Source organism: Pseudoxanthomonas sp. PXM01 (assembly GCF_014851815.1).
Classification (GTDB): domain Bacteria; phylum Pseudomonadota; class Gammaproteobacteria; order Xanthomonadales; family Xanthomonadaceae; genus Pseudoxanthomonas_A.
In genome coordinates, this window is the sequence record NZ_JACVAJ010000003.1 from 368759 (window position 1) to 394487 (window position 25729).

Consider the following 25729-nt stretch of genomic DNA (forward strand, 5'->3'; position numbering starts at 1 on the left):
ACGCCCATGCGCCGACCCACCATCAAGGACGTCGCCGAACGCGCGAAGGTCTCGCTGAAGACCGTGTCCCGGGTCATCAACAACGAACCGTCGGTGCTGCAGGGCACGCGTGCGCGCGTGCTGCACGCGATCGCCGAACTGGACTACGAGCCCGACCAGTCCGCGCGCAACTTGCGCAGCGGCACGCCGTTCGTGATCGGACTGGTGTACGACAACCCGAACCCGTACCACATCATCGGCGTGCAGAACGGTGTGCTGGCGGCGTGCAAGGAGACCGGCTTCGGCCTGCAGATCCATCCCGTCGACTCCACCTCGCCGCTGCTGGCGGAGGAGCTGGTGGAGTTCGTGCAGCGCTCGCGCCTGGCGGGCCTGGTGCTGACCGCGCCGATGTCGGAGCGCGCCGATCTGGTCACGGCACTCGCCGCACGCGGCGTGAAGCTGGTGCGCATTATCGCGGCCACCGAGGACCCCGAGGATGGCCTGCCCTGCGTCTACGTCGACGACCGCGACGCCGCCTACGAGATCACCGAGCACCTGATCCAGCTGGGCCACCAGCGCATCGGCTTCCTGTGGGGCGGACTGGCGCACCGGTCCAGTACCGAGCGCTACGCGGGTTACGAGAAGGCGCTGAAGGACTACGGCATCACGCTCGACAAGCACCTGGTGGTGCCGGGCGACTATACGTTCGACGATGGCTTCCGCGGCGCGCGCCGCCTGCTGGCGTTGCGCGAGCCGCCGACGGCGATCTTCGGCTCCAACGATGAGATCGCGGCCGGTGTCCTGGCGGCCGCCAAGTCGGCCGGCATGAACGTGCCCTACGACCTGTCCATCGCGGGCTTCGAGGACAGCCCGTTCTCCAAGCAGTCGTGGCCGCCGCTGACCACCGCCAAGCAGGCGACGCAGGACATCGCCAAGCAGGCCGCGCGCCTGCTGATCGCCGGGCTGCGCACCGACGCTTACGACGACAACCCCACGCCCGTGCACAACCAGGGCTTCGTGCCGCAACTGGTCGTGCGCGGTTCCACCGCACCGGTCCGCCCGCGCGCGGAACGACCTGAATCGCCTTCGACATGACGACATCGCTTCCCACTCCCGCCGACACGCTGATGCATCAGGAGGCCGCACAGGCCTCGACCATCATCGCCGACCAGTACGCGCGCAACGCCGACACGGTGAAAGCGCTGGCTGCCGATCTCCGTCGCACCCCGCCGCCCTTCGTCGTCACCTGCGCGCGCGGCAGTTCCGATCACGCCGCCACCTATGCGAAATACCTGTTCGAGACGCAGCTCGGCGTGGTGACGGCTTCCGCCTCGCCGTCGGTCGGTTCGGTCTATGAAGCCAGGCAACGGCTGGAGGGCGCGCTCTACGTGGTGATCTCGCAGTCGGGCAAGAGTCCCGACCTGCTGCGCAACGCGACCGCCGCGAAGGAGGCCGGCGCGCGCGTCGTCGCCATCGTCAATGTGGCCGATTCGCCGCTGGCCCAGCTGGCGGACACGGTACTGCCGATGCATGCCGGGCCGGAGCGCAGCGTGGCGGCGACCAAGAGCTATCTCGGTTCGCTGGCCGCGATCCTGCAACTGGCCGCGTACTGGAAGGACGGGGCGCCGCTGCACGATGCCGCGCTCGCCTTGCCCGACGCGCTGCGGCGCGCCTGGCAGGCCGACTGGTCGCCGCTCACCGACGGACTGGTCGGCGCGCACAACCTGTTCGTGCTCGGCCGTGGCCTCGGCCTGGCCGCCGCACAGGAAGCCGCGCTCAAGTTCAAGGAAACCTGCGGCCTGCATGCCGAGGCCTACAGCTCGGCCGAGGTGAAGCACGGCCCCATGGCGCTGGTCGGCCCCGGCTTCCCGGTGCTGTGCTTCGCGCAGCCGGACGAAACCGAAGCCGGCACGCTGGCGCTGGCGCAGGAGTTTCGCGGCCGCGGCGCGCAGGTGTGGGTCGCCTCGCGCCAGGGCGACCTGCCGCTGGTGGAAGCGCCGCATCCCGCCTGCGCGCCGCTGCTGACCATCCAGAGTTTCTACCGCGCGATCAATGCGCTGGCATTGCGCCGCGGACACAATCCCGACGTGCCGCCGCACCTCAACAAGGTCACCGAAACGGTATGAACGCACTGCGTCCCGCCACCGCGCTCTGCAATGCCCGTGTACTGACGCCCGACGGCTTCGTCGAGGGGCTCGCCGTGCTGATGCAGGGCGGCCTCATCGTCGACCTGGTCGCTGTCGAAGCACTGCCCGCCGATGCCACCCGGCAGGATCTGCAGGGCGCTTCGCTCGTGCCCGGCTTCATCGATGCACAGGTCAATGGCGGCGGCGGATCGCTGTTCAACAACGATACGAGCGTCGATGCGATCCGCACCATCGCGGAGGCGCATCGACGCTTCGGTACCACCGGTCTGTTGCCGACGCTGATCAGCGACGATGCCGAGGTGATGGCGCGTGCGGTCGAGGCGACGCGCGCCGCCATCGAGGCCGCGGTACCGGGCGTGCTCGGCATCCACCTGGAGGGCCCGTACATCGCGCCGGCGCGCAAGGGAACGCACAACGCGGCGAAGTTCCGCGTGCCGGACGACGGTGAAGTGGCGATGGCGACCTCGCTTGACAATGGCGTGACGCTGCTGACGCTGGCGCCGGAGCAGGTGCCCGCCGATACCATCCGGGCGATGGTGGATCGCGGCGCGATTGTGGTGGCGGGTCATACCGCCGCGACGTACGAACAGATCCGCGACGGCATCGAAGCCGGCGTGTCCGGCTTCACCCATCTGTACAACGCGATGTCGCCACTGCAGGGGCGCGAACCCGGCGCGGTCGGCGCCGCGCTGGAAGACGATGGCTGCTGGTGCGGGGTGATCGTCGACGGCGTGCACGTGCATCCGGCCAGCCTGCGCGTGGCGCTGGCGGCCAAGCCGCGCGGCAAGGTGTTCCTGGTGACGGACGCGATGCCGATGGTGGGGTCCGACGATCCTGCCTTCGATCTCTATGGCGAGACCATCACGGCCGTGGATGGCGTGGTGCGCAATGCCGCCGGTTCGCTGGCCGGCTCCGCGCTGGACATGGCCACCGCCGTGCGCAACAGCGTGCGCCTGCTGGGCCTGCCCCTGGACGAGGCGGCGCGCATGGCGTCGACGTATCCGGCCGATTTCCTGGGGCTGGGCGATACCCACGGACGCATCGCGCCGGGCTGGCGCGCCGACCTGGTCGCGCTGGATGCCGACCTGCAGGTGGTCGGCACCTGGATCGGTGGCGAGTGACGTTCGCCGCATGAGCGTCGCACCGGCCCGGTTCGCGTCCGTCGACGCGCTGCGCGGCCTGACGGTCGCCGCGATGCTGCTGGTCAATACACCGGGCGACTGGTCGCACGTGTATGCGCCGCTGCTGCATGCGGAATGGCATGGCGTCACCCCGACCGACCTGGTGTTTCCCTTCTTCCTTTTCATCGTCGGCGTGTCGATCGCGCTGGGTGTGGTGCCGCGCGCTGAAGCGGGCGTGGCCCGGCCGGTGCTGGTACGCGCGGTGCTGTGGCGCGCCGCGAAGATCGTCGCGCTCGGCCTGGCGCTGCATCTGCTGGCGTATCTGCTGCTGGACCGGCCATCGTTCCGGCCCTGGGGGGTGCTGCAGCGGATCGGGCTGTGCTTCGCCGTCGCGGGCCTGCTCGCGCTGTACCTGAAGCCGCGCGCGCAGTGCGCACTGATCGTCGCGTTGCTGCTGGGCTACTGGGCGCTGATGGCGCCCTGGGGCTACGACCCGTTCACGAACCTCGCGGCGCGCGTGGACACGGCGCTGTTCGGCCCGTGGCTGTACCAGTGGGATTCGGCATTGATGCGGGGCCAGGATCCCGAGGGGTTGCTGAGCACGCTGCCCGCGGTGGCGACGGTGCTGTTCGGCCTGCGCGCGGGCGCCTGGCTGCGCAGAGGTGCGACAGCGACGATCGGTGGCGTCGGCATCGCCCTGATCCTGCTGGGGCTGGCGTGGTCGCTGGTGTTCCCGTTGAACAAGGCGTTGTGGACGTCGTCATATGCGATGTTCACGGCGGGATGCGCGATGCTCGCGCTGGTGGCGGCGCACGGGCTGGTGGATCGGCTGGGGTGGCCGGCCGTCGGGCGGCGCTTCGGCGTGAACGCGATCGCCGCCTATGTCGGCGCGGCGCTGATGACCTACCTGCTGCTGGGTCTCGGCTGGATGGGGCCGCTGTACCAGCAGGGCTTCGCCGGATGGATGACGCCGCGGTTCGGTCCGCAGGTGCCCTCGCTGGCCTTCGCGCTGGCGTTCGTCGCGGTGTGGTGGGGGGTCGTCCGGGAGATGGATCGCCGCCGCTGGTACCTCAAGGTCTGACGCAACGTTGCTAACGCCGCCGTCCGCCCCGATGGCGTATAACGGCAGCCAGTCACCCGCTGGATGTCCTGCATGAAGATGCCGCTGCTGCTCGCCTGCTGTCTGTGCCTGTCCGCGTGCCAGCGTACGACCGTGGACGAAGAGGGGGTGACAGCGGTGGTGGCCTCCCGGCCTGCCTCCGTGGCGCGCCCGACGTCGGTCGCCGTGTCGCCCCCTCCGGCCGCGCCGGATACCGGACGGGTGATGGCTGGCCTCTCGCGCGCACGTGCCGTGCCCGACCCGCCGTTCACCAGCACGCCGGTCGCCACGTTCAACGAACCGTGGGCAATGACCTTCCTGCCCGATGGGCGCCTGCTGGTGACGGAGAAATCCGGCAAGTTGCGGTTGGCCAACGTCGCCACGGGACAGGTCGGCGAGGTCATCGGCGTGCCGGCTGTCGCCTACGGTGGGCAGGGCGGGCTCGGCGACGTACTGCTGCATCCCCGTTTCGCCGACAACCGATTGGTCTACCTCAGTTATGCCGAAACCGGCAGTGGCGGCACGCGTGGTGCCGCGGTGGCGCGCGCGACCCTGCAACTCGACGCCAGCGGCAACGGCGGCAGCCTGTCGGGCCTGCAGGTGATCTGGCGTCAGCTGCCCAAGGTGAGTGGCGAAGCGCATTACGGACACCGCCTCGCGTTCGGTGCGGACGGCAAGCTGTGGATCACCTCCAGCGATCGCCAGGCGATGACGCCGGCGCAGGACCTGCAGTCCGCGCTGGGCAAGCTGATCCGGCTCAACGACGACGGCAGCGTGCCGGCCGACAATCCGTTCGCCGCGCAGGGCGGCATCGCCGCGCAGGTATGGACGCTCGGGCACCGCAACATGCTCGGGATCGCGTTCGACAATGCCGGGCGCCTGTGGACGCACGAGATGGGGCCGGCGGGCGGTGACGAACTGAACCTGATCGAGCGCGGCACCAACTACGGGTGGCCGGTGGTTTCGAACGGCAACCATTACGACGGCACGGCGATCCCCAACCATTCGACGCGCCCGGATTTCAATGCGCCCGAAGCCTGGTGGACGCCGGTGATCGCGCCGGCCGGCTTCGTGATCTACTCCGGCAACCTGTTCCCGTGGTTCCGCGGCAAGGGGTTCATCGGCGGCCTGGCATCGCAGGCCCTGATCGAGATCGAGTTCAACGGCACGCAGGCGCGCGAATCGCGGCGCTACGCGATGGGCAAGCGCATCCGCGAAGTCGAGCAGGGGCCGGACGGTGCGCTGTGGCTGCTCGAAGATGGCAGCGGCGGACGCCTGTTGAAGCTCACGCCGAACCGCAGCTGATCAGCGTGCGGGATGCGCGCGCGCGTCGGCGGCCGCAGCCGCCTGCTCGCGGCGGTGGCGGATGTCGAGGTGCAGGCTGTAGGCCGCGGTGAAGGCCGGCAGCAGGTTCTGCAGGACGCCCACGGCGTCCTGCTTCGACGAGAACAGGAAGTAGCCGAGCGCCATCAGGCTGCCGCACAGGCTCATGTACCAGAACAGGCGGGGGATCACCGGGCGGCGCGCGCGACGCGAGGCGACGAATTGCACCAGCCAGCGTGCACCGAACAGCGCCGCGCCGGTCAGGCCGATCAGTTTCCATGGCGTCATGTGCAGGCCGGTCCACGCCAGCGACACCAGCTCCTGGTCCATCGCGTTCATGGCTTGCGCCCCAGGTTGAGCTCGCTGATGGGGGTCACGTGGCTGCGCTGGATCAGCCACGACACGCCGACCAGGTCGCGGATGCCGACCAGCGCGCGGCCGAGGTTGGTGTACTTGGATTGACCGGCGCCGCGCGGCCGGTGCGAGACCGGCACACTGACCGTCTGCCAGCCGGCACGCTGCATCAGGGCCGGCAGGTAGCGATGCATGTGGTCGAAGTAGGGCAGATCGAGGAACGCGGCACGCTCGAACAGTTTGATGCCGCACCCCGTATCTGGCGTGTCGTCGTGCAGCAGGCGCTGGCGGATGCGGTTGGCCCAGCGCGAGGCCCAGCGCTTGCTCGCGGTGTCCTTGCGGTCCACGCGCCAGCCGGCGAACAGACGGACCTGCGGACTGGCGGTGGCGCGTGCCGTCAGTAGTCTGAGGAGGTCGGCGGGGTCGTTCTGCCCGTCGCCGTCGAGCGTGGCGATCCAGGGCGACAGCGCGTGCTTCACGCCGGTGCGGATGGCCGCGCTCTGGCCGCTGCGCTGCTGGTGCAGCAGCACGCGCAGTTCCGGCACCTCGGCCTTCAGGGTGGTGAGCACGTCGCGGGTGCCGTCGTCGGAGTGGTCGTCCACGCAGACGATGTCGAACGCCACCCGTCCACGCAGGTGGAACACCACTTCGTGGACCAGCGCTCCGATGTTCTCGAGCTCGTTGAAGACGGGAATGACGATGGAGAGGCTCGTCATGGCGGCATGTCTCGGGTTGGGTGGCGTCATGCTCTTCCCCGACAGGTCAGGAAAATGTCGTGGTCCGGCCGGTAGAGGGCCGTCTTCACATCGGTCAGGCCCAGGACGGTGTGGAACAGGTCGTCGTGGCTACGCGAGCCGGTCGCCTGCCGGCGCAGGCAGGCGGAATCCAGGGCGGTCGAGGCGCGCCAGCCGTCGGAGAACCAGGCCACCATCGGCACCTCGAGCTGCTCGCGCGGTGCGATCGAGTACGGCATGCCGTGCAGGTACAGCCCCTTCTCGCCCAGCGATTCGCCGTGGTCCGAGACGTAGAGCAGGGCGGTGTCGTAGTCCTCCAGGCCCTTCAACTGGTCGATGGCGGACGCCACGACGTGGTCGGTGTAACGCAGTGCGTTGTCGTAGGCATTGGTGATCTGCACGCGCGTGCAGCGGCCTAGGTCCGACGTGGTGCAAACCGGCGTATAGACGCCGAAATCCCGGGGATAGCGTTCGGAATAGGTGGGCCCGTGATTGCCCAGCATGTGCAGCACGATGACCCGGTCGCCTTTCTGCCGGCGCGCGGCATCGGCCAGGTCCGACACCAGGATGCCGTCGTAGCAGCGCTTGCCGTTGCACAGGCCGGCATCGGTACGCGCATGCAGATCTTCCACGGGCAGGCCATCGCACACGCCCTTGCAGCCGGACTGGTTGTCGCGCCACAGCGTGGCCACGCCGGCGCGATGCAGGACGTGCAGCAGCGACTGGTGGCTGCGGATCTCGCCTTCGTCGTAGTGCTCGCGCCCCTGTGGCGAGAACATGCATGGCAGCGACACTTCGGTGCTGCTGCCGCAGGCGGCGACGCGCGGAAAGTTCAGCACGTCGCGCTTGGCCAGTTCCGGCGTGGTCTGGCGTGCGTAGCCGTTGAGGCCCCAGTTGGCCGCGCGCGCGGTCTCGCCGACCACCAGCACCAGCAGGCGCGGCCGGCGCATCGTGGCGGCCGGCGACTGCACGGCGTCCTCGCCGATCGGCAGCAAGGCCCGCTTTTGTCCGGGCGGATCCTCACTGACTACCTTGATCAGCGACACCAGCACGTTCGCCGGTGTCACCAGGTAGCGCACCTCGCGCTGGTTGCGCAGGAACGCGGTCAGCTGCTGGGTCGACGGCAGCACGCCGACCACGCCGACCACCACCATGCCGGCAAGGAACGCGGCGCGAACACCGAACGTGCGCGGCCAGGTGCGCTCGCGCAGGCGCACGCGCCAGATCACGATCAGCGCAGGTAGCGCGGTGAGCAGCGGCAGCAGGGCATCGACGCCGAGCAGGTCGCTGGCCTCGCGCCAGTCGGTGTGCAGTACGTTGCGGATCATGTCGGCGTCGATGTAGATGCCGTACGCCGCCATGTAGTGGCCTGCCAGCGCGGCTGTCACCACCAGCACGGAGAGCACGACGCGTGCCGTTCGGCGCCACACCAGCAGAGACAGCCATACGCCGTGCACGGCGGTGACCAGCAGGAACAGCGACAACGCCCAACGACCCTGCAGCCACGGCTGCGGCGCCGCGGCGTGCCAGAACACCGTGTTGGCGAACAGGCTGAAGTACAGGCAAGCGAAGAGGATCAGGCTCTCCGACGACACCATCGGGCGCACCTGCAGCAGCCCGCGCACGCGCTGCCAGCGTGAGGGTATCGCTGCATGATCGAGGACGGAGGCGCTCACGTGCGTGCCTCCATGGCACTGCGGGCGTTGCGCCACGCGCCGATGCGATCGACACCGCAGGCGATGGTCCAGCAGACGCCCAGGCTGGCGATGTCGTGCGACAGGAAGTGCGCGCCGCGCAGCTGTTGCGCGAGCCCGAACACGGCGCCGGCCAGCAGTCCGCCCGCCAGCGCGACGTGTCGCCAGCGCGGTGCGGCATGCAGGAAGAAGAAATACGACGCGACCCAGGCGTAGCCGCTGGCGGCGTGCGCGGCGGGAAAGCAGCCTGGCGTGCCGAGCTCGGCCGGACGGTGCGCGAACAGCGGAACGAGCGGCCGCTGCCCACCGAAGCCGGCGAGATCCCACGGGCAGTCCATATGCGTGGCGGCCTTCAGCACTGCCACGCAGGCGGTGGATAGAAGGACGGCCAGCAGCAGGCGTGCGGCGGGGCGTGTCCAGTGCTTCGCGGTGGGCATGCGCCAATGCCACAGCGTCGCGGCCAACACCGCAGCCCAGGCCAGCTGGCTCATCAGGCGGCCGCCCCGGTGCAGCACCGTCTCCAGCAGCAGGCTGCCCTTCATTGACCAGGCATCTCCCTGCTGGTGGAACAACCACGAAGCCCATGGCTGGTCGAGCGATTGCGCCGCCAGCCATGCCGCGACCAGCAGGACGATCGAGACCGGCAACAGCCCCGGAAGGCGCTGCTCCGGCATGACCGGGAAGGAAGACGAAGGAGCGGACATGCGGCGCGTGCGGGATGGGGTGCGCGCATGCTGGTCGTCGTGATGTCGTAACGCGGTCGGACCCATGTCGGAGCCGGGTTAAACGCCGCGCATGCCGACGTCCCCCACAGACGGTGTTGCTGGATGTTCAGTCTTCGCTGACGTCGGCGGACCAGGTGGCCGGTACCTCGCACCCTGTCATCCATGCGTGGCCAGGTGCCAGGATCCAGTCGCGCCGGTTGGAGGCGCCGACGTCGACGACCTGCGACGGATCCAGGCACGGTCCGATGGCGTCCTTGCGCAGGAACAGCCAGCGCGTGTCCGGGGCCTCGAGCAGCCATGCATGCGCGTGCTGCCACTGGTCCACCCACGGCTGCTTGAAGCCGAAGTCGGTGACCGGCCTGTCCGCCTGCAGCAGGTGCTGTTCGCGCCAGCCCAGCATGGCCAGTTCCGCTTCCGGACCGATGCGTTCGCCGACACGCCGCATCAGCGCCTGCGCTGAACTGTCAGGACTGATCGCCGGCATGAAGCCCAGGCCGTACGCCGTCCACAACGCCGCCGTCACCGCGACCAGGGCCACCCCCACGCGCCGTCGCGCCGCGATCGCGACCAGCGCGGCCACGATGGCGAATCCGAGCAGCCATCGACTGAATTGCGAAACCGTGGTCATGTCCATGCCACGGCCGTCGACCAGCGCATGCAGTCGCTCGGGCGGGGCGGCCATCAGCCACAGGCCGAGCGTACCCGTCATGAGGATCAGCACCGACACATACGCCCACAGCGTGGTGCGCACACCGCGGAAGCGCAGCAGGCCGGGCAGCAATGGCGCGGCCGCGACGGCGAGCGCCGGCAGCATCGGGAAGATGTAGACCTCGCGCTTGCCCGGACTGGCGCTGAAGAACAGCAGCACCAGCAGCGCCCAGCCCAACAACAACGTGTGGCGTGCGTCGATGCGCTTCAGGCGGCGCCACCACGCCGGCAGCAGCCACGGCACCAGCAACACGCCGGGCAGCCACAGCGTCAGCATCGTCTGCAGGTAGTACCAGGCCGGCTTCACGTGATGCCAGGCATTCGCGTAGCGCGTACCCGTCTGCTTGAACAGCATCTCGCGCGCGTAGGCGTGCAGGGCGGGGTCGCTGGAGGACAGCGCCGTCGCCAGCATCGGCACCAGCCACACGCCGGCGCCCAGCAGGAAGCCGGCGATACCCGCCAGCGCATGCACGCCCCGGTGCGCCGGCAGGTCCTGGGGCGACTTCCACCGCACCCACAGCCAGGGAATGAACAGCAGCAGCGGCAGGAAGCCGACGCCCTTGGTCACCGTGCCCAGGCCGGCGGCGAACGTGCCCAGCAGCAGCCACCACGGACTGGGTTTTTCCAGCAGATAGCGCAGCAAGGCCCACAGAGACAGCGTGGTCATGCCGACCAGCACCATGTCGATCTGTGCGCGCTTGGCCTGCAGGGCGAACTGCAGGCAGACGAACAGGCCGAGCACCGCATACGGCACCGCCCCGCGGCCCCACAGCCGTCGTGCGAGGTCGCCGCTCAGCGCCAGCGTCAGCAGGGCCGACAGCAGGGATGGCAGCAGGAAGGCGATATGCCAGTCGCGAACCAGCAGATAGCCGGCCGCCTGCAGCCACATGAACACCGGCGGCTTCTCGGCGTACAGCTCGATGCCGCGATGGGGGAACAGCCACTCCCCGGACTCCACCATGGTCCGTGCCGCCAGCACGAAGCGGGGCTCGTCCGCCGGCATCGGCTCGCGCAGGCCCAGCCCCGCCAGCAATGCCCACACCATCAGCGCAGCAAGCAAGGGCGCCTGCCAGCGCGGCGCATGTCGAAGGTGCATCGATCGCATGGGTAGGGGCGGGTCCGGCAAGTCGGCGCGCGATGGTGGATCATGGGAGGTAAGAGATTCGTCGGAACTCCGACGTCGCTTCGACGTCCGGCCCGCCATGCTGCCGGTCCTCTTTCCTCGCGCAGGTCCTGCCGATGCGGCTGCTGGTGATCGAAGACAACCGGAACCTGGTGGCGAACCTGTTCGACTACTTCGAGGCACGCGGCCACACGCTGGACGCGGCCCCGGACGGGGTCACCGGGCTGCACCTGGCCACCACGCAGGCCTACGACGCACTGGTGCTCGACTGGATGCTGCCGCGGCTGGAGGGCCCGGAGGTCCTGCGGCGGCTGCGCGAGGAACACGATTCCGGCCTGCCGGTCATCATGCTGACCGCACGCGACGAGCTGCCCGACAAGATCGCCGGCTTCCGGGCAGGTGCCGACGACTACCTGACCAAGCCGTTCGCCCTGCCGGAACTGGAGGTGCGGCTTGAAGCCCTGATGGCGCGCACGCAGGGCCGCCAGCGACGCAAGGTGCTGGAAGTGCACGACCTGAAGCTGGACCTGGCCACGCTGGAGGCCACCCGCGCCGGGCAGGTGCTGCACCTGTATCCCGCGTGCCGCAAGCTGCTGGAGACGCTGATGCAGGCCAGCCCGGCGGCCGTCACCCGCCAGCAACTGGAACATGCGCTGTGGGGCGACGATCCGCCGGACGGCGATATGCTCCGTTCCCACATCTATGAGTTGCGGCGCAGCGTCGACGGGCCGTTCCCGGTCAAGCTGATCCAGACGTTGCCGCGCACCGGCTACCGGCTGGCCGTGCCGCACGAGGCGAGGGACGCATGACGTCGCGTCGCAGCCTGCATGCGCAGATCCGGCGCCTGCTTGGTGGCTACGCGATATTGCTGGCCGTCATCATCGTCCTCGTCATCGCCGATGATTTCCTCGAGGACCGGGTGTGGAAGTCGCTGCTCGAGCGCGAGATCGCCGCGCACGTGCAACGGGCAGCCGAAGACCCCGCCCACGCGTGGGAGGACACCGACTCGCTGCAGCTGTACAGCGTGCCGGGGCGCGAGCCCCCGCCCGGCCTGTCCATGCTTCCGGAAGGCGTGCACGACGACTTCTGGTTCGATGGCCGCGAGAACGTGGTGCTGGTCCAGCAGATGCAGGGCGTGCGCTACTTCGTCGTGCGCGACATCACGGGGATAGAAACGATCGAGGATGCCGTACTGCTGGGATCGCTTTGCCTGGCGCTGGTCGCCCTGGTGATCATCGGTGTGCTGGTGGCGCGCGGTGTCCGCAAGGCCCTGCGCCCCCTGTCCGACCTGGCCAGTGACATCGGCGCGCTGTCGCCCGACCACACGGGGCAACAGGTCGGACTGTCGGAAGGCGCGAGCTCGGAGCTGCACGTCATCACCAACGCCATCAACGATTACCTGCGCCGCCAGGACGACTTCGTCGAGCGCGAGCGCGTCTTCATCGATACCACCAGCCACGAACTTCGCACGCCGATCGCCATCATCGCCGGCGCCAGCGAACTGGCGCTCGGGCACGAGGACCTGCCAGCGCCCGCACGGCAACAGGTGCAGCGCATCCACCGCACCGCGCGCGATGTCGAGCGTCTGGTCGCGCTGTTGCTGACGTTGGCGAAGGATCCCGCCCGCCTGTCGCGCAGCAGCGAGGTCGTGCCGCTGCATGAGCTGCTGCCCGACATCATCGACGACCACCGGCATCTGATGGTCGACAAGGATCTGTCCATCGTCATCGACGATCTGGCGCCCTGCAGCGTCTCTGCGCCACTGCACATCGTGCAGGCGGCGGTCGGCAACCTGCTGCGCAACGCCATCGAGAACAGCGACAGCGGCGAGATCCACGTGGGCTTGGACGGCGATGCCACGGTCACCGTGCAGGACCCCGGCCATGGCATGACGCCGGAAGACATCAGTCGCCTCTATGCGCAGATGGCGCGCGGTGGCGGTCGCGAGGGGGGAGGCATCGGCCTGGACCTGCTGGCGCGCCTGTGCGAGCACCTGGGCTGGACTCTGTCGATCCAGTCCGCGCCGGGGCGAGGCACGATCAGCCGCCTGCGCCTGTCGCGTTGACGCCGTCCTAAGGCGCCAGCGATAGCATGCCGGCGTGCTTCCTTGGAGACTTCACATGGCGCGCGTCCTCTTTTGCATGGGTTTGCTGATACTCGCGGCATGCAAGGCGCAGGACGCGCCCACGCCGTCGGGCTCCGAGGTTCCGGAGGCTCCCTCCACTGGATCTGCAGAAGAGACACCTGCTGCAGCCCCGCCGGCGTCCGCGCAAGCCGTGACCGTCCCCTCGTTCGATTGCGCCAAGGCAGCATCCGATGCCGAGAAGCTGGTATGCGGCGACGCCGAATTGGCGGCGCTGGACCGCCAGCTTTCCGAGCGCTATGCCTCATCGAGCAAGAAGGACCCCGCCACCGAGCGCGGCTGGATCAATGGACGCGACGACTGCTGGAAAGAAGAAGACGCACGCTCATGCGTGCTTGATGCTTACAGGACGCGCCTGGTGGAACTGGCGATCATTGCGCCCGATGTCATGGTCCCGAAGACGGTCGAGTTCCGATGCACGGACAACAGCAAGCCGTTCACCATGGTGTTCTACAACGAGATTGACCCAGTCGCGGCCGTCATGACATGGGGCAGCGATCAGGCGATCGTCTTTCCGCAGCCAACCGGAAGTGGCTCCAAGTACGGTCGAAAAGGTATCGAGTACTGGGAACACCAGGGCGAGGCGAGTGTCGACTTCTACGGCAACAGATTGAGTTGCAAACCGTTGCCGTGAGCTGGAGCCCGGGCGATCCGCCCGGGCCCATTCGGCGGGTCAGCGGACGCGGCGGTAGCGCACTTCGTTCTGTCGGTCGCCGACCTGCGAGGTGACGAAGCCGTCGCGCGACTGGTCGATGTTGAACGCGTTGTTGCCGACGTTGAGATAGCCATCGTTGATCCAGCCGTTGATGGTCTGCCCGTTCGCGCGCCCCGTCGCTCGCCCGCTGCTGTCGATGGTCAGGGTGACGTCCGCGTTGTAGAGCGGGTTGTAGCCTTCGAACGTACCTACCATCCAGCCGGGGACGTACGAGGAATGGCGCGCGCCCTGGTAGCGGTTGTCGTCGTACTTGTCGTCCTTCTTGTTCGCATTCGAGGCGATCGCGCCCAGGATCGCCGCGCCGATCAGCACGCCGGCCGCCACCTTGGCATCGTTGTTGTCGTGGTGCCCGGATGAGCTGGTGTGCACGCGGAAGCTCGCACGGCAACCGTCATCGACCCAGATCTCCCGGCGGTTGTAGTCCCAGGTGCGTCCCTGCGTACACGCAGTGCCGGAGAGCTGGCGATCCAGCGTGACGTAACCGGCCGTCGAGATCGGGCAACTCTGGTACCGGTCGTTGCGGCTTTCGCAGGTGACGTAGTCGTCTGCGTAGGCATCGGCTGCCCAGAAGCCGACAGCGGCCAGGCAAGCGGAGAGAAGGGTGCGCGTACGATCCATGACGGGCTCCTCGAAGGGTGGTGTGTGGTGGTGGGCGGCTCCCCAGGCCGCAGGCCCACCATACCCGCAAACGCGATCCCGAGGGCCTGTTACTTCAACCGCCGGTCTGACGGGCGCGATGCACCGCCGACACGCGCGCGGCCTGCACGGCGGCACCGATCTCGGGGCCCGTCATGCCATCGCGGACCACATCGCGCGCGCCGACGCTGCACGCCGCCTCGTGCAGGCGGACCAGCTCGCGGCCCTGCGGATAGTCCGCCTCTTCGTTGCCGCCGCGGCCGCGCTTGTCCGCCTCGCACACAGTCGCCAACCACGGAATGCGTTCCGGCCGCCGGAACGCATCGCAGCGGGTGAGCAGATCGACCACGGTCGCATCGCGGAGTTCGGCCAGGCGATGCACGTTGAGGTGCTCGCGGCACGCCATCACCGCCAGCTCGCGATGGTCGACGGGGACCTTGAGCCGTTCGCAGAGCGCGATCACCGGCTTCACGCCCGCGTGTTCGTGGCCGATGTGTTTGGGAAGCACGTCGGCCGGCGTCAATGCCTTGCCGAGGTCGTGCACCAGCGCCGCGAAGCCGATGCGTGCATCGCCGGGCGCGAGCCGCGCCGCCATGTCGCTGACCATTTCCTGATGGATGCCGGTGTCCACCTCCGGGTGGTACTCCGCGCGCTGCGGTACGCCGTAGAGCGCATCGACTTCCGGCAGCACCACGGCCAGCGCACCGCAGGCGCGCAGCGTGGACAGGAACGCCGACGGGGTCGTCGAGGCCAGCGCGCGACGCAACTCCTGCCACACGCGCTCGGGCACCAGCGCATCCAGTTCGCCGCTGGCGACCATGTCGCGCATCAATGCCATCGTCTCCGGCGCGATCGTGAAACCCAGCGACGCGAAGCGGGCCATGAAGCGGGCCGCGCGCAGCACGCGCAGCGGATCCTCGATGAAGGCCTCACCCACGTGGCGCAGGACGCGCGCCTCGATGTCGCGCGCGCCGCCATAGGGATCGACCAGCGTGCCGTCCTCGTCCTGCGCGATCGCATTGAGGGTGAAGTCGCGCCGCTGCAGGTCTTCCTCCAGCGTCACCGAGGGATCGGCGTCGACCACGAAGCCGCGATAGCCGCGGCCACTCTTGCGCTCCGTGCGGGCGAGCGCGTACTCCTCGCCCGTCTCCGGATGCAGGAACACCGGGAAGTCGCGGCCCACGGCCTTGAAGCCATCCGCTTCCATCCGTGCCTGCGTCGCGCCCACGACGACCCAATCGCGGTCGCCCGGCGCCAGGCCCAGCAACCGGTCGCGTACTGCGCCACCGACGAGATAGGTTTTCATGGCGACATGATGCCGGATGCGCGTCGCCACTGTCTGCGAGTGGGACATCGCTCCCACAGGCCCCACGCCGCTGTCAGCTCTTCGGCATCTGTGCGGTCGGGCAGGTGAAGGCCTTGCGCTTGGCCTGCACGCGGCCCATCAGGCGGTCGCTCACCGGCAGCGCCGTGCCGTTGAGGCGCCAGTCGTAGATCACGCTGAAGGCCAGCACGCGCGCGACGTACTCGCGCGTCTCCTTGTAGCTGATCGTCTCGATCCAGATGTCCGGATCGAAACCGGGGCGCTGCGACTGCCAGCGCGCTGTCGGCGCCGGCCCTGCGTTGTAGGCGGCAATGGCGACATAGGGCACGCCGTACTTGTCTTCCATCTCGCGCAGGTACGCCGTACCGATGGCGATGTTGGTATCCGAGTCGTACAAGCTCGCCGCGCCGGCATACGGAATGCCGAGCCGCCGGGCGACACCGGCGCCGGTCGACGGCAGGACCTGCATCAGGCCCATCGCATTGGCACCCGAGCGCGCCTTCGGATTGAAGATGCTCTCGGCACGGATCTCGGCCGCGACCCACGCCGGATCGATGTTGTGCTTCGCCGCTTCGCGCTTGATGGTGTCATCGTGATGCAGCGGGAAGCGCAACCGGTACAGACGCTGTTCGTCGGGCTGCTTGCCCAGCGAGAACACGGCCCGGTCGAACCAGCCATTGTCCTGCGCGACCTCGACGGCGATGCGGCGCTGGGTGTCGTCGAAGCGCGACAGTGCGTCGTTCCACTCAGCGGTCGCCCAGCCAGGGCGTTCCAGCTGCCACAGCTCCATCGCACGCACGATGGCGGGATCGCGCGCGACCGCCTGCTTCGCCGTGGCGGGATCGTTGGGAATCCACGCGCACAGCGCATACGGCTGCTCGAGCCGGTCGGCGGCCAGGAAGCCGTGGAAGGTGGGACTGGAGGCGGTCTCGCGGAACAGGCGCTGTGCGCCGGCGCGATCGCCGGTCTTCTCGCTCATGCGCGCTTCGAAGTAGCGCCAGCGGGAGTCGTTGCGCTGCGCCGGCGGCATCTTCCGCAACGCTGCGAGCGCGGCCGGCCAGTCGCCCCGCGACAGTGCCTCGCGCACGCGCCATTCGTGCAGACGTTCGTCGTAGGCCGATTCCGGGACGTTGCCGAGTCGGCGCGCGGAATCGGGTCCGTACGATGCGACCGTCCACAGCGCGATCTGATACAGCACCTGGCCACGCTCGCCTTCGCCCAGGCCCAGTGCGTCCGCATATTGCGGCAGCACGCGCTCGGCGGTATCGGGATCGCTCTGCGCGAGCTTCGCCAGTCCGGCGGCCGCCATCCGGCGGCTGCGGTCGGTCCTTGGCCAGTTCATCGCGCGCGGATGGACCGTGTCGATGAATGCGGCATAGTCGTTGGCGAGCGCGGCCTCGTCGGCCGGCAGGCCGCGCGCGGCACTGCGCATCACGCCGGTCTGGCGCTCGGCGGCGGCGGCCTCGATGCGCTCCCACCGCAGTGCCGGTGCAAGCGCACCCTGGCTGGCGAGCAGGTTGAACACGGGGTCGCAGCCATCGGGCAGCGACTTGGCACCCTTACGCCAGAGCGCCTGCGCCTGCTCGGTCCAGGCGGCGTCCGTGCGGCCCGTCGCCTGGCGTGCCTGCAGGTGCGCGCATTGCAGGGCAGCGCTGTCGGTCGGTTTCCATGCGCCGAGGAAGGTGGGCCAGTCCTGGCGCCGCGCGAGCGCGGCGAGCCACAGATTCCGGAACTGCCCCGCAACCGCCTGACCGTCGTAGCGCGCCAGGAAGGCCTGCGCCTGCGCCGTCGATATCGCATTCGGGTCGCGGCGTAACGCGGCGAACTCGACCCACCCGTAAAGCGGATGGCGAGCGAGGGCGGACGAGGCGGTGGCGTCGATGCGACCGGCCTCTGCGGCGGCGAGCGCATCACGCATCGCGGACCGCTGCGCGTCGAGCGACTGCGCGTGGAGGACCGGTGCGGCACACAGGCCTGCGAGGGCAGCGAGTACGATAACGGGGGGAAAACGGATCATGCCGGGACTATACCCAAGCCGCCTGAACCGACCCGTAGACAGCCGTGACGACGAGGTGGTGAGTGGAAGGTGTGTGGATTTTCCCGGTGCTCGGCGTGCTGGCCGGCATTCTCGCGGGCCTGCTGGGGATCGGCGGTGGCCTGGTGCTGGTCGCCGCGCTGGCGTGGATCCTGCCGTTGCATGGCATTCCGAAGGAGGCCGCGATGCACGCGGCACTCGCGAGTTCACTGGCGAGCATCGTACTGACGGCGACATCGTCGGCGTACTCGCACCATCGGCGCGGCAGCGTGCTGTGGCCGACGGTGGCCTGGATGGTGCCGGGCCTGTTGCTGGGCGGATGGCTGGGCAGTGGACTGGCGGTCTATCTGGACGACGACGTCCTGCGCTGGATCGTGGCGGGCTACTGCTTCATCGCCGGTGCGCAGATGGCATTCGGAAACAACGCGCATCCGGAAGGGCGCGGCGTGGCCGCACCCCGCGGGCCGGTGATGAGCCTGGCGGGCTCGGTGGTCGGTGCGGTGTCGGCGGTCGTGGGCATCGGCGGCGGCAGCATGACCGTGCCGCTGCTGGTCGCGCGGGGCGTGCAGCCCGTGCGTGCGGTGGGCACCTCGAGCGCCTGTGGCGTCGCCATCGGCCTCGCCAGTGCATTGGGCTATGCGTTGCATGCGCCGCCGGGCGCGTTGCCGTCGCATGCGATCGGCTACATCTATCTGCCTGCGGCCATCGGCGTCGCGATCGCCTCCGTGATCGCTGCGCCCTACGGCACCAAGCTCGCGCACCGGATCGGCGGAAAGGCGTTGAAGCGGGTGTTCGCCGTGTTCATGGTGGTCATGGGTATCGCCATTGTCGCCAGCGGCTGAAGACGGCGACCGATGCTCTACATGCGTTTAGTCGTTAATGCTCGTGACGATGGTGTGTAGAAACTCCGTGTAATCGTATTTACTCGCAGATAATCACCGTTACCATTTTTAAAACGGTGACTTGTTTCCGTTGTCGGCGTTTTACCGATTCTTTACAACGAAGGACAGGCCGCTTTAGGCGAGTGCCGTGCGGCCTGCCCCTTTCCGGAGAGAGAATCCATGAACACGCGCCGCCACACCCTGGCTTCGGCCATTCGAATCGCCGTGCTCCTCACCCTGCCCGCCACCGCCGTGGCGCAGGAAGCCACCACGCTCGACACGCTCACCGTGACCGGCAGTCGCATCAAGCGTGCGGAAATGGAGGGACGCGTCCCCGTGCAGGTCTTGTCGCGCCAAGAGATCGAACGCACCGGCCTGACCTCCATCGGCGACATCCTGCAGGAACTGACGGGCTCCGGCTCCGCACTCAATACCAAGTTCAATTCGTCGGGCAACTTCGGCTTCTCACCCAACGGCGACGGCGTCGGCGCGGGTTCGGCGCAAGTGGACCTCCGCAACCTCGGGCCGAAGCGCGTGCTGGTGCTGGTCGATGGCATGCGCTGGGTCAACGAGTCGTCCGCCTCCGGCGTCAGCGCCGCGGTCGATCTCAATACCATTCCGCTCGCGCTGGTCGAACGGATCGAGGTGCTGGAGGACGGAGCGTCATCGCTGTACGGTTCCGATGCGATCGCCGGCGTGGTCAACATCATCACGCGCCGCAACTTCGATGGTGGCCAGGTCACGCTGAACTATGGCCAATACGACAAGGGAGACGGCGAGGTCACCGGCGCCGATGTCGCGTGGGGTTTCGACAACGAACGCAGCAACCTGTTCCTCAGCCTGAGCTATACCGAGCAGAAGGAAGTCAGTTCGGCGGATCGCTACATCTCGTCCATTCCGATCCAGGGAGGAAGCTCCCGCATCCTCGGTGGCCGCTACGCGTTCACCGATCCCAACGGCAACGAGTACGACCTGTCGGTGAAGCCCGGGCAAACCAACCCGGTCTACACGCCCAACCTGCCGGACTGCGATTCGGGTGTCGCGCGCACCGATGGCTTCCAGTGCTTCGACTTCGGCCGCGACGCGTTCAACTACGCGCCCTACAACCTGCTGATGACGCCATCCAAGCGCATGGGCGCGTTCGCCCAGTACCGCTTCTCGATCACCGAGGAATTGAACTTCTACGCCAAGGCGCTGTACAACCGACGCGAGTCCACCAATCAGGCCGCCCCCGAGCCGATCGACCTCGGACCCGGCGCGGGTACCAGCTACACCGCCGACCTCGTCATTCCGGCCAACCATCCCTTCAATCCCTTCGGCTTCGATCTGATCGGCAGCGGACCGAACGGCAACATCGGTACCATCCGCCGTCGTCCGATCGAGGGTGGGCCCCGCATCTTCGAGCAGGAAGTCGATACGCAGTACGTGGCGGCCGGCCTGGAAGGATCGTTCGGTGGCGAGCGCCAGTTCTTCTGGGACGTCAACGCGGCTTTCAGCAAGAACGAGGCCGAGCAGACCAACTACGGCAGCTACAACGCACGCAACATCGCCATCGCACTGGGTGATCCGGCCTTGTGCGCGGCAACCAGCGGTTGCACGCCGCTGGACATCTTCGGCTTCGACACCATCACCCCGGCGATGCTGGCCTACATCAGCCCACTGTTCCGCGATCGCAGCGAGCAGAAGCTGACGCAGGTCACCGCCAATCTCAGTGGCGCACTGTTCGAGGGTTGGGCGGGCGATATCGAATTCGCCGCCGGTGCCGAGTACCGCAAGTACGAAGGCGCCTACAACCCCGATCCGCAGACGGTGGCCGGCGAGTACAACGGCGTGCCGTCGTTGCCGACCTCCGGCGAGTACGATGTCAACGAGGCGTACCTGGAGTTCAACGTGCCGCTGTACGCGCAGCAGGGCGGCGCGGGCAAGATCGACCTGAGCCTGGCCGGGCGCTACTCGGACTACTCCACGTTCGGCGGCGAGTTCACGCCGAAGTACGGTCTGCGCTGGCAGGTGGCAGAAGACCTGGTGCTGCGCGCGACGTATGCGGAAGGCTTCCGTGCGCCGTCGATCGGCGAACTGTACGGCTCGCAGAGCCGCTTCGATGCGCTGCTGGTCGATCCCTGCCTGGTGCCGCCGGGTGCGCCGGCCGGCTCGCTCGCACCGGTCGCCTGCCCCGGCGTGCCGGCAGGCGCCCGGCAGAACGATCCGCAGATCCCGGTGTTGACCGGTGGCAATCCCGAGCTGTCTCCGGAAACCGTGCGCAGCTTCAGCGCCGGCCTGGTGTTCAGTCCGTCGTTCGCGGAAGACGCGGCGTGGTCCGACAAGTTCGACATCGAAGTGACGTACTACCGGCACAACCTGGAAGGCGCCATCCAGGCCATCGACGCGCAGACCCAGCTGAACCTGTGCGCGACCACCCAGGACCCGCAGTACTGCACGGGGATCAACCGCTTGGCGTCGGGCGAAATCGATACGTTCGCCAACTTCCTGATCAACCTCGGCGAGATCCGGACCGATGGCTGGGATGCGGACGTGTTCTGGACGCTGCCGGAAACCAGCGTCGGCCGTTTCAAGCTGAGCTGGCAGAACACCTTCGTGACCCGCTACGAAGCGCGTGGCGCGGGTGGCCAGGTGCAACCGCAGGGTCCCGGCGTCGTGGTGAACGACACCGCCATTCCCGAATGGACCTCCACCGCCACGCTGGACTGGAAGCATGGCAACTGGAACGCCGCCTGGAGCGTCCGCCACCTGTCCGAGATGGAGGAAGCCTGCCTGGCGGCGGATCCGGCTGCATTCTGCAGCACGGCTACCACCAACACGCTGGCCGCGACGACCTACCACGACCTGCAGCTGGGCTACGAGTTCGAGTGGCTCAAGGGCTTTCAGCTGACCGGTGGCGTCAACAACCTGTTCGATGAGGATCCGCCGGTGTGCACGTCGTGCTCGCTCAATGGCTACGAAGCGTCGACCTACGACATTCCGGGCGGCCGCTTCTTCTATGTACGGGCGAACCTGCGGTTCTGAGGCAGGCGAACCGGATCGCAACACAGGACGCCGGCATGTGCCGGCGTTCTGCTTCCGGCGCACGCCGGGTCGAGTAGGATGCCGAGGAGGTGGTCAGGGGCGGTCATCGGGTGGGTATGCCGGTCGACAACATGAGTGCCATGGGGAGGGTGGACTACCGGCGGCGTCGCCGTGCGTTCCATCTGCTGTTGGCGACCGGGCTGATCATGGCGTCGCTGGGCCTCGGCTGGGGCGTGTTCTTCGCATCGCGTGGCGCGTGGGTCGTGGCGGCGGTGGAGATGGCGCTCGCGGTGCTGGGCGTGGTGGTGATCGTGATGGCGCGCCTCCGGCGCACGCGCGCGGCGTCGTGGCTGGCATTCACGGGCCTGTTCGCACTGCTGTGCTTCTTCTCGGCGTTCCTGGATGTCTCCACCGCGGCGGTTCCCAGGACGGTCCATGTTTTCCTGCTGGTGCTCGCCGTATGTGCGCACCACGTGTTCCGCGATGAGCGGCCGTGGCTGCGCTACGGCGTGGTCACGCTACTGATAGGCGTGTTCGTGTTCTTCGCCGCTGCGCCGGTCGGGACGCCGGACCGCTTCGCGATCACCGAAGACGTGCGGCGCATCGGCATCTGGATCAACCTGGCCACGGCGGCAGCCAGTCTCCTGATCGTGCTGCGGCTGGCCGAAACCGACGTCGCCGAACACCGCGCGCTGCACCGCGCCCTGCGCGATGCGCTGTCGCAACGCCGCTTCCTGCTGCTCTACCAGCCGCAGGTCGATGCAGGTGGCCACATCATCGGAGCGGAGGCCTTGCTGCGTTGGGATGATGCACAACGCGGGCTGGTCCGCCCCGCCGATTTCATGCAGGCGGCAGAGGACACCGGCTTCATCCTGCCGCTCGGCCAGTGGGTGCTGCAGGACGCCTGCCGCCAGTTGGCGGAATGGCGGCGGGAGCCCGCGCTGCATCGCATGCGGCTGTCGGTGAACATCAGCGCGCTGCAGCTGCGGCAACCGGATTTCGTGCAGCAGGTGGACGATGCGGTGACGCGCAGCGGCATCGATGCCGGGCTGCTGACGCTGGAGCTGACCGAAAGCGTGCTGGTGCACGACATGGACGACGCCGTGGACAAGATGCGTGCGCTGCACGCGATGGGGGTACGCCTGTCGCTGGACGACTTCGGTGCGGGTTACGCCTCGCTGTCCTATCTGCGCGACCTGCCGTTCGCCGAGATGAAGATCGATCGCGCATTCACCCGCGGGATCGTGCGCGATGCGCATGCCGCCTCGATCACCCGCAACCTGCTGCAGATGGGGCGCGACCTCGGCATCGACGTGATCGCCGAAGGTGTCGAACAGGACGAGCAGTTCACGCTGCTGGGTGAGCAGGGGTGCCGGCTGTACCAGGGCTACCTGTTTGGACGGCCGATGGAGGCGGCGGCGTTCCGCCAGCGCGTGGCGGCGGCGCCTTGACGGGTCGCAGCGGGATCAGCGCAGGGCGCTGTCCGGCACGTCGATGTCCATCGCGAGCGCCAGATGATCCGAGTTGGCCGCCGGCATGGCGCGGGCGTTGTCGCCACGCAGGCCTTCACTGAGCAGGATGTGGTCGATCGCGCGCTGCGGGCGCCAGCTGGGAAACGTAGGCACGCAGAAGGCGGGCGGACGCAGGCGGGTGCGCTTGTAGAGCAGCTCCATTTCCGGCGTGTCGGGGACGCAGTTGAAGTCGCCCATCAGCACCGCGTGCGGATGGTCGGACAGCAGTTCACCGATGAAGGCCAGCTGCGAGCGCCGCGAGTTGGCGCCGAGCGAGAGATGGGCGACGGCGACGGTGAGGCCTTCATCGCCGTCGCCGAAGCGCGCCACCAGCACGCCACGGCCGCTGATGCGGCCGGGCAGGCTGTGGTCGGTGACTTCCACCGGCTCGAGCTTGCTGAGCAGGCCGTTGGCGCTGCCCGCCACGCGCGCGACGTTGCGGTTGGGCTGGTGTGTCCAGTAGTCGAAACCGGCGCGCTCGGCCAGATAGTGCGTCTGGTTGGTGAAGCCCGAGCGCAGACTGCCGGGATCCGCCTCCTGCAGGCCGACGATGTCGTGCTCGCCGGCCAGCTGCGCGATCGCATCCAGGCTGCCGCGCTTGTTGCCCGCCGGCAGCGCGTGCGACCAGCTGCGGGTCACGTAGTCGCTGTAGCGGCGGGTGCTGGAGCCGGCCTGGATGTTGGCGCTGAGCAGGCGCAGCCTTCGCGCTGCCGCGGGAGCGGATTCGGTCATGGAAGTGGGGGCTTCCGTGGCGCTCAGCGCTGCGCGCGTTCCATGGCGACCAGGTGATCGGCGATGCGCAGCACGTCGGCGTAGGTCTGGCCGCCGGTGACGCGGTACTTGCCGTTGACGATGATGGTGGGGGTGCCTTCGATACCGGTGTTCTTCGCGAACTGCATGCCGCGGGCGACCTGCGCGTTGGTGCTGAAGCCGTTCATCAGCGACACGAACTCCTTCGCGTCCACGCCGTACTGCTTGGCGTACCAAGCGGCGATGGTCGCCGGATCGGTCGGCGGCTGGCCTTCGCCTGGCAGCGTGCGCTGCAGGTGGATGGCGCTGAACACCGCGTCATGGCTCTTGTCGGCCACACCTTTGGCCTGGGCGGCGTAGTACGCCTTGGCGTACGGCGCCCACACCGGACCGAACACGACCGGCACGTAGGTGACGCGCACGTCGGCCGGCTGCTTCTTCTTCCACGCCGAGACTTCCGGGGCGAAGCGGGCGCAGGCCGGGCAGACGTAACCGAACATCTCGACGACCTCGACCTGGCCGTTGAGCGGCGCGAACGGCTGGCCGTTGGGGATCACGACGTAATCCGTGCCCGCGACCGGCGCCGGGCCCTGCGGCGGCAGGACCGGATTGGTGTTCGGCGCGGCGCTGGCCTCGGCGCTTTCGCCTGCGGCGGGCGTGGCGGTGTCGGCGGGCGCGGGGGCGGTCTCGGCGGCGGGCGTAGCGCTGGCCTCGGTCGCCGGGGTGGCCGGGGCTTCCGGGGTCGGCGTGGTGTCGGTGGAGGGCTTCGGGCCGCAGGCTGCCAGCAGCGGCAGCAACAGGGACAGCATCAGGACGTGGCGGGACTTCATCGCGCGAACTCCGGAGGATCAGGGAAAAGGGGTGCCGGTCAGGCCGGGGACATCACATTCTGCATGGCGTCCGGGGTGGCTGCCATGACGGTGTCATCACTTGCGGCCGCGTTCCCGGGCCACGAGGCGATCGACGATCTTCAGCATGTCGCTGTAGTTGCGGCCGCCGATCACGCGGTACTTGCCGTTGACGATGAGGGTGGGCGTGCCCTCCACGCCGGCCGCGCCCACCCAGTCGCGCGACTTGGCGAGCTGCGCATCGACCTCGGGGCCACGCAGGGCGGCCATGAACCTGGCCCGGTCGACGCCTTGGCTGGCGTAGAAGCCGGCGATCTCGTCGGCAGATGCATTCTGGATGGGCAGGGAGCCGACCTTGTGCAGGGCGTCGAACACGGCCTGGTGGGTGCGCTCCTGCACGCCCAGCTGTTTCGCGGCGAAGAACGCGCGCGCATACGGGATCCAGTAGCCTCCGAACGCTGCGGGCACCGGCGTCAGCTGCACGTCGCGCGGCAGCGTCTTCTTCCAGGCGGCGAGCGTGGGCTCCAGGTGGGCGCAGTGGATGCAGGTGTAGCCGAACACCTCGGCCACCTCGATCTTGCCCTTGGCGGGCGCGAAGGGAGTGCCATCAGGGATCACCACGTAGTCCTGGCCCTCGACCAGCGGGGCGGGCGCCGGCGGCGCGGCGAGTGTGGTGGCCGGCAACAGGGCCAGCAGGGTGATCAGCACAGGCAGCAGACGCGACGCCATCGGGACTCTTCCTCTGTATGCGGGCCCGCCGACCGGGCATCCGCTGAAAAAAGAAACGCCGGCCATGGTGGGGCCGGCGCGATGAACAGGAGCTTGAACCTCCGGTCGCGCGAGGCGACCGAGGTC

General features: G+C 68.4%; 22 protein-coding genes. 11 read left to right on the forward strand and 11 right to left on the reverse strand.

Annotation, left to right across the window (positions count from 1 at the left end):
* Positions 1 to 6: 6 nt before the first annotated feature.
* From IB230_RS18290 to IB230_RS18310, 5 genes are all read left to right on the forward strand, one after another.
* The gene (locus tag IB230_RS18290; RefSeq protein WP_062354235.1) at positions 7 to 1074 is read left to right on the forward strand and encodes a LacI family DNA-binding transcriptional regulator; all 1068 of its coding nucleotides are present in this window, start codon (positions 7 to 9) and stop codon (positions 1072 to 1074) included.
* Entirely contained in the window at positions 1071 to 2105 is a 1035-nt protein-coding gene (locus IB230_RS18295; protein WP_192274290.1) for an SIS domain-containing protein, read from the forward strand. Before IB230_RS18290 ends, IB230_RS18295 begins: the two co-directional genes overlap by 4 nt.
* A complete protein-coding gene (gene nagA, locus IB230_RS18300) occupies positions 2102 to 3247 on the forward strand; it encodes an N-acetylglucosamine-6-phosphate deacetylase (RefSeq protein WP_192274291.1) in 1146 nt (381 codons plus the stop codon). The genes IB230_RS18295 and nagA overlap by 4 nt, the downstream gene beginning before the upstream one ends.
* Positions 3248 to 3257: 10 nt before the next feature.
* Complete coding sequence (locus tag IB230_RS18305) at positions 3258 to 4328, forward strand: heparan-alpha-glucosaminide N-acetyltransferase domain-containing protein (RefSeq protein WP_192274292.1); 1071 nt, start codon at positions 3258 to 3260, stop codon at positions 4326 to 4328.
* A gap of 243 nt (positions 4329 to 4571) precedes the next feature.
* Positions 4572 to 5651 carry a PQQ-dependent sugar dehydrogenase gene (locus IB230_RS18310; protein ID WP_192274453.1) on the forward strand — a complete coding sequence of 360 codons (1080 nt, stop codon included), beginning with the start codon at positions 4572 to 4574 and terminating at the stop codon, positions 5649 to 5651.
* Here IB230_RS18310 and IB230_RS18315 read toward each other — a convergent pair whose 3' ends face one another.
* From IB230_RS18315 to IB230_RS18335, 5 genes are all read right to left on the reverse strand, one after another.
* Positions 5652 to 6008: a lipid-A-disaccharide synthase N-terminal domain-containing protein gene (locus IB230_RS18315; RefSeq protein WP_192274293.1), complete on the reverse strand. Its 357-nt coding sequence runs from the start codon at positions 6006 to 6008 to the stop codon at positions 5652 to 5654.
* On the reverse strand, positions 6005 to 6739 hold the full coding sequence (locus tag IB230_RS18320; protein ID WP_192274294.1) for a glycosyltransferase family 2 protein: 735 nt from the start codon (positions 6737 to 6739) through the stop codon (positions 6005 to 6007). The genes IB230_RS18315 and IB230_RS18320 overlap by 4 nt, the downstream gene beginning before the upstream one ends.
* A 26-nt stretch (positions 6740 to 6765) precedes the next feature.
* Positions 6766 to 8433, reverse strand: coding sequence for a phosphoethanolamine--lipid A transferase (locus IB230_RS18325; protein WP_192274295.1), 1668 nt, complete (start codon positions 8431 to 8433; stop codon positions 6766 to 6768).
* Positions 8430 to 9155 (reverse strand): phosphatase PAP2 family protein, encoded by a 726-nt coding sequence (locus IB230_RS18330; RefSeq protein ID WP_192274296.1) that lies wholly within the window; start codon positions 9153 to 9155, stop codon positions 8430 to 8432. Before IB230_RS18330 ends, IB230_RS18325 begins: the two co-directional genes overlap by 4 nt.
* 127 nt (positions 9156 to 9282) lie before the next feature.
* Entirely contained in the window at positions 9283 to 10980 is a 1698-nt protein-coding gene (locus IB230_RS18335) for a glycosyltransferase family 39 protein (RefSeq protein ID WP_225589660.1), read from the reverse strand.
* A gap of 143 nt (positions 10981 to 11123) precedes the next feature.
* Between IB230_RS18335 and IB230_RS18340 the strand changes: the two genes are divergently transcribed.
* The 3 genes from IB230_RS18340 to IB230_RS18350 are packed head-to-tail and all read left to right on the forward strand — an operon-like array spanning position 11124 to position 13784.
* On the forward strand, positions 11124 to 11816 hold the full coding sequence (locus IB230_RS18340) for a response regulator transcription factor (protein WP_192274298.1): 693 nt from the start codon (positions 11124 to 11126) through the stop codon (positions 11814 to 11816).
* Positions 11813 to 13072 carry a HAMP domain-containing sensor histidine kinase gene (locus IB230_RS18345; protein ID WP_192274299.1) on the forward strand — a complete coding sequence of 420 codons (1260 nt, stop codon included), beginning with the start codon at positions 11813 to 11815 and terminating at the stop codon, positions 13070 to 13072. Before IB230_RS18340 ends, IB230_RS18345 begins: the two co-directional genes overlap by 4 nt.
* A gap of 55 nt (positions 13073 to 13127) precedes the next feature.
* Positions 13128 to 13784 carry an MliC family protein gene (locus IB230_RS18350; protein ID WP_192274300.1) on the forward strand — a complete coding sequence of 219 codons (657 nt, stop codon included), beginning with the start codon at positions 13128 to 13130 and terminating at the stop codon, positions 13782 to 13784.
* A 39-nt stretch (positions 13785 to 13823) separates the two neighbouring features.
* Here IB230_RS18350 and IB230_RS18355 read toward each other — a convergent pair whose 3' ends face one another.
* The 3 genes from IB230_RS18355 to IB230_RS18365 all read right to left on the reverse strand — a co-directional run bounded on the left by IB230_RS18355 (position 13824) and on the right by IB230_RS18365 (position 17842).
* Entirely contained in the window at positions 13824 to 14483 is a 660-nt protein-coding gene (locus tag IB230_RS18355) for a DUF3011 domain-containing protein (protein WP_192274301.1), read from the reverse strand.
* A gap of 94 nt (positions 14484 to 14577) precedes the next feature.
* Positions 14578 to 15807: a multifunctional CCA addition/repair protein gene (locus IB230_RS18360; protein WP_192274302.1), complete on the reverse strand. Its 1230-nt coding sequence runs from the start codon at positions 15805 to 15807 to the stop codon at positions 14578 to 14580.
* A 73-nt stretch (positions 15808 to 15880) separates the two neighbouring features.
* On the reverse strand, positions 15881 to 17842 hold the full coding sequence (locus tag IB230_RS18365; protein ID WP_192274303.1) for a transglycosylase SLT domain-containing protein: 1962 nt from the start codon (positions 17840 to 17842) through the stop codon (positions 15881 to 15883).
* 62 nt (positions 17843 to 17904) lie between these two features.
* On the opposite strand from IB230_RS18365, the gene IB230_RS18370 reads away from it, so the two are divergent.
* The 3 genes from IB230_RS18370 (at position 17905) to IB230_RS18380 (ending at position 23216) form a co-directional block, all read left to right on the forward strand.
* Complete coding sequence (locus tag IB230_RS18370) at positions 17905 to 18702, forward strand: sulfite exporter TauE/SafE family protein (protein WP_343227363.1); 798 nt, start codon at positions 17905 to 17907, stop codon at positions 18700 to 18702.
* Positions 18703 to 18921: 219 nt separating this feature from the next.
* Positions 18922 to 21765 (forward strand): TonB-dependent receptor, encoded by a 2844-nt coding sequence (locus IB230_RS18375; protein WP_192274304.1) that lies wholly within the window; start codon positions 18922 to 18924, stop codon positions 21763 to 21765.
* 131 nt (positions 21766 to 21896) lie between these two features.
* Entirely contained in the window at positions 21897 to 23216 is a 1320-nt protein-coding gene (locus IB230_RS18380; protein ID WP_192274305.1) for an EAL domain-containing protein, read from the forward strand.
* A gap of 15 nt (positions 23217 to 23231) precedes the next feature.
* Here the strand turns inward: IB230_RS18380 and IB230_RS18385 are convergent, their stop codons facing one another.
* From IB230_RS18385 to IB230_RS18395, 3 genes are all read right to left on the reverse strand, one after another.
* Positions 23232 to 24008, reverse strand: coding sequence for an endonuclease/exonuclease/phosphatase family protein (locus IB230_RS18385; RefSeq protein ID WP_192274306.1), 777 nt, complete (start codon positions 24006 to 24008; stop codon positions 23232 to 23234).
* Positions 24009 to 24031: 23 nt separating this feature from the next.
* Complete coding sequence (locus IB230_RS18390) at positions 24032 to 24856, reverse strand: thiol:disulfide interchange protein DsbA/DsbL (RefSeq protein ID WP_192274307.1); 825 nt, start codon at positions 24854 to 24856, stop codon at positions 24032 to 24034.
* 96 nt (positions 24857 to 24952) lie between these two features.
* The gene (locus IB230_RS18395) at positions 24953 to 25603 is read right to left on the reverse strand and encodes a thiol:disulfide interchange protein DsbA/DsbL (RefSeq protein WP_192274308.1); all 651 of its coding nucleotides are present in this window, start codon (positions 25601 to 25603) and stop codon (positions 24953 to 24955) included.
* Positions 25604 to 25729: the final 126 nt, after the last annotated feature.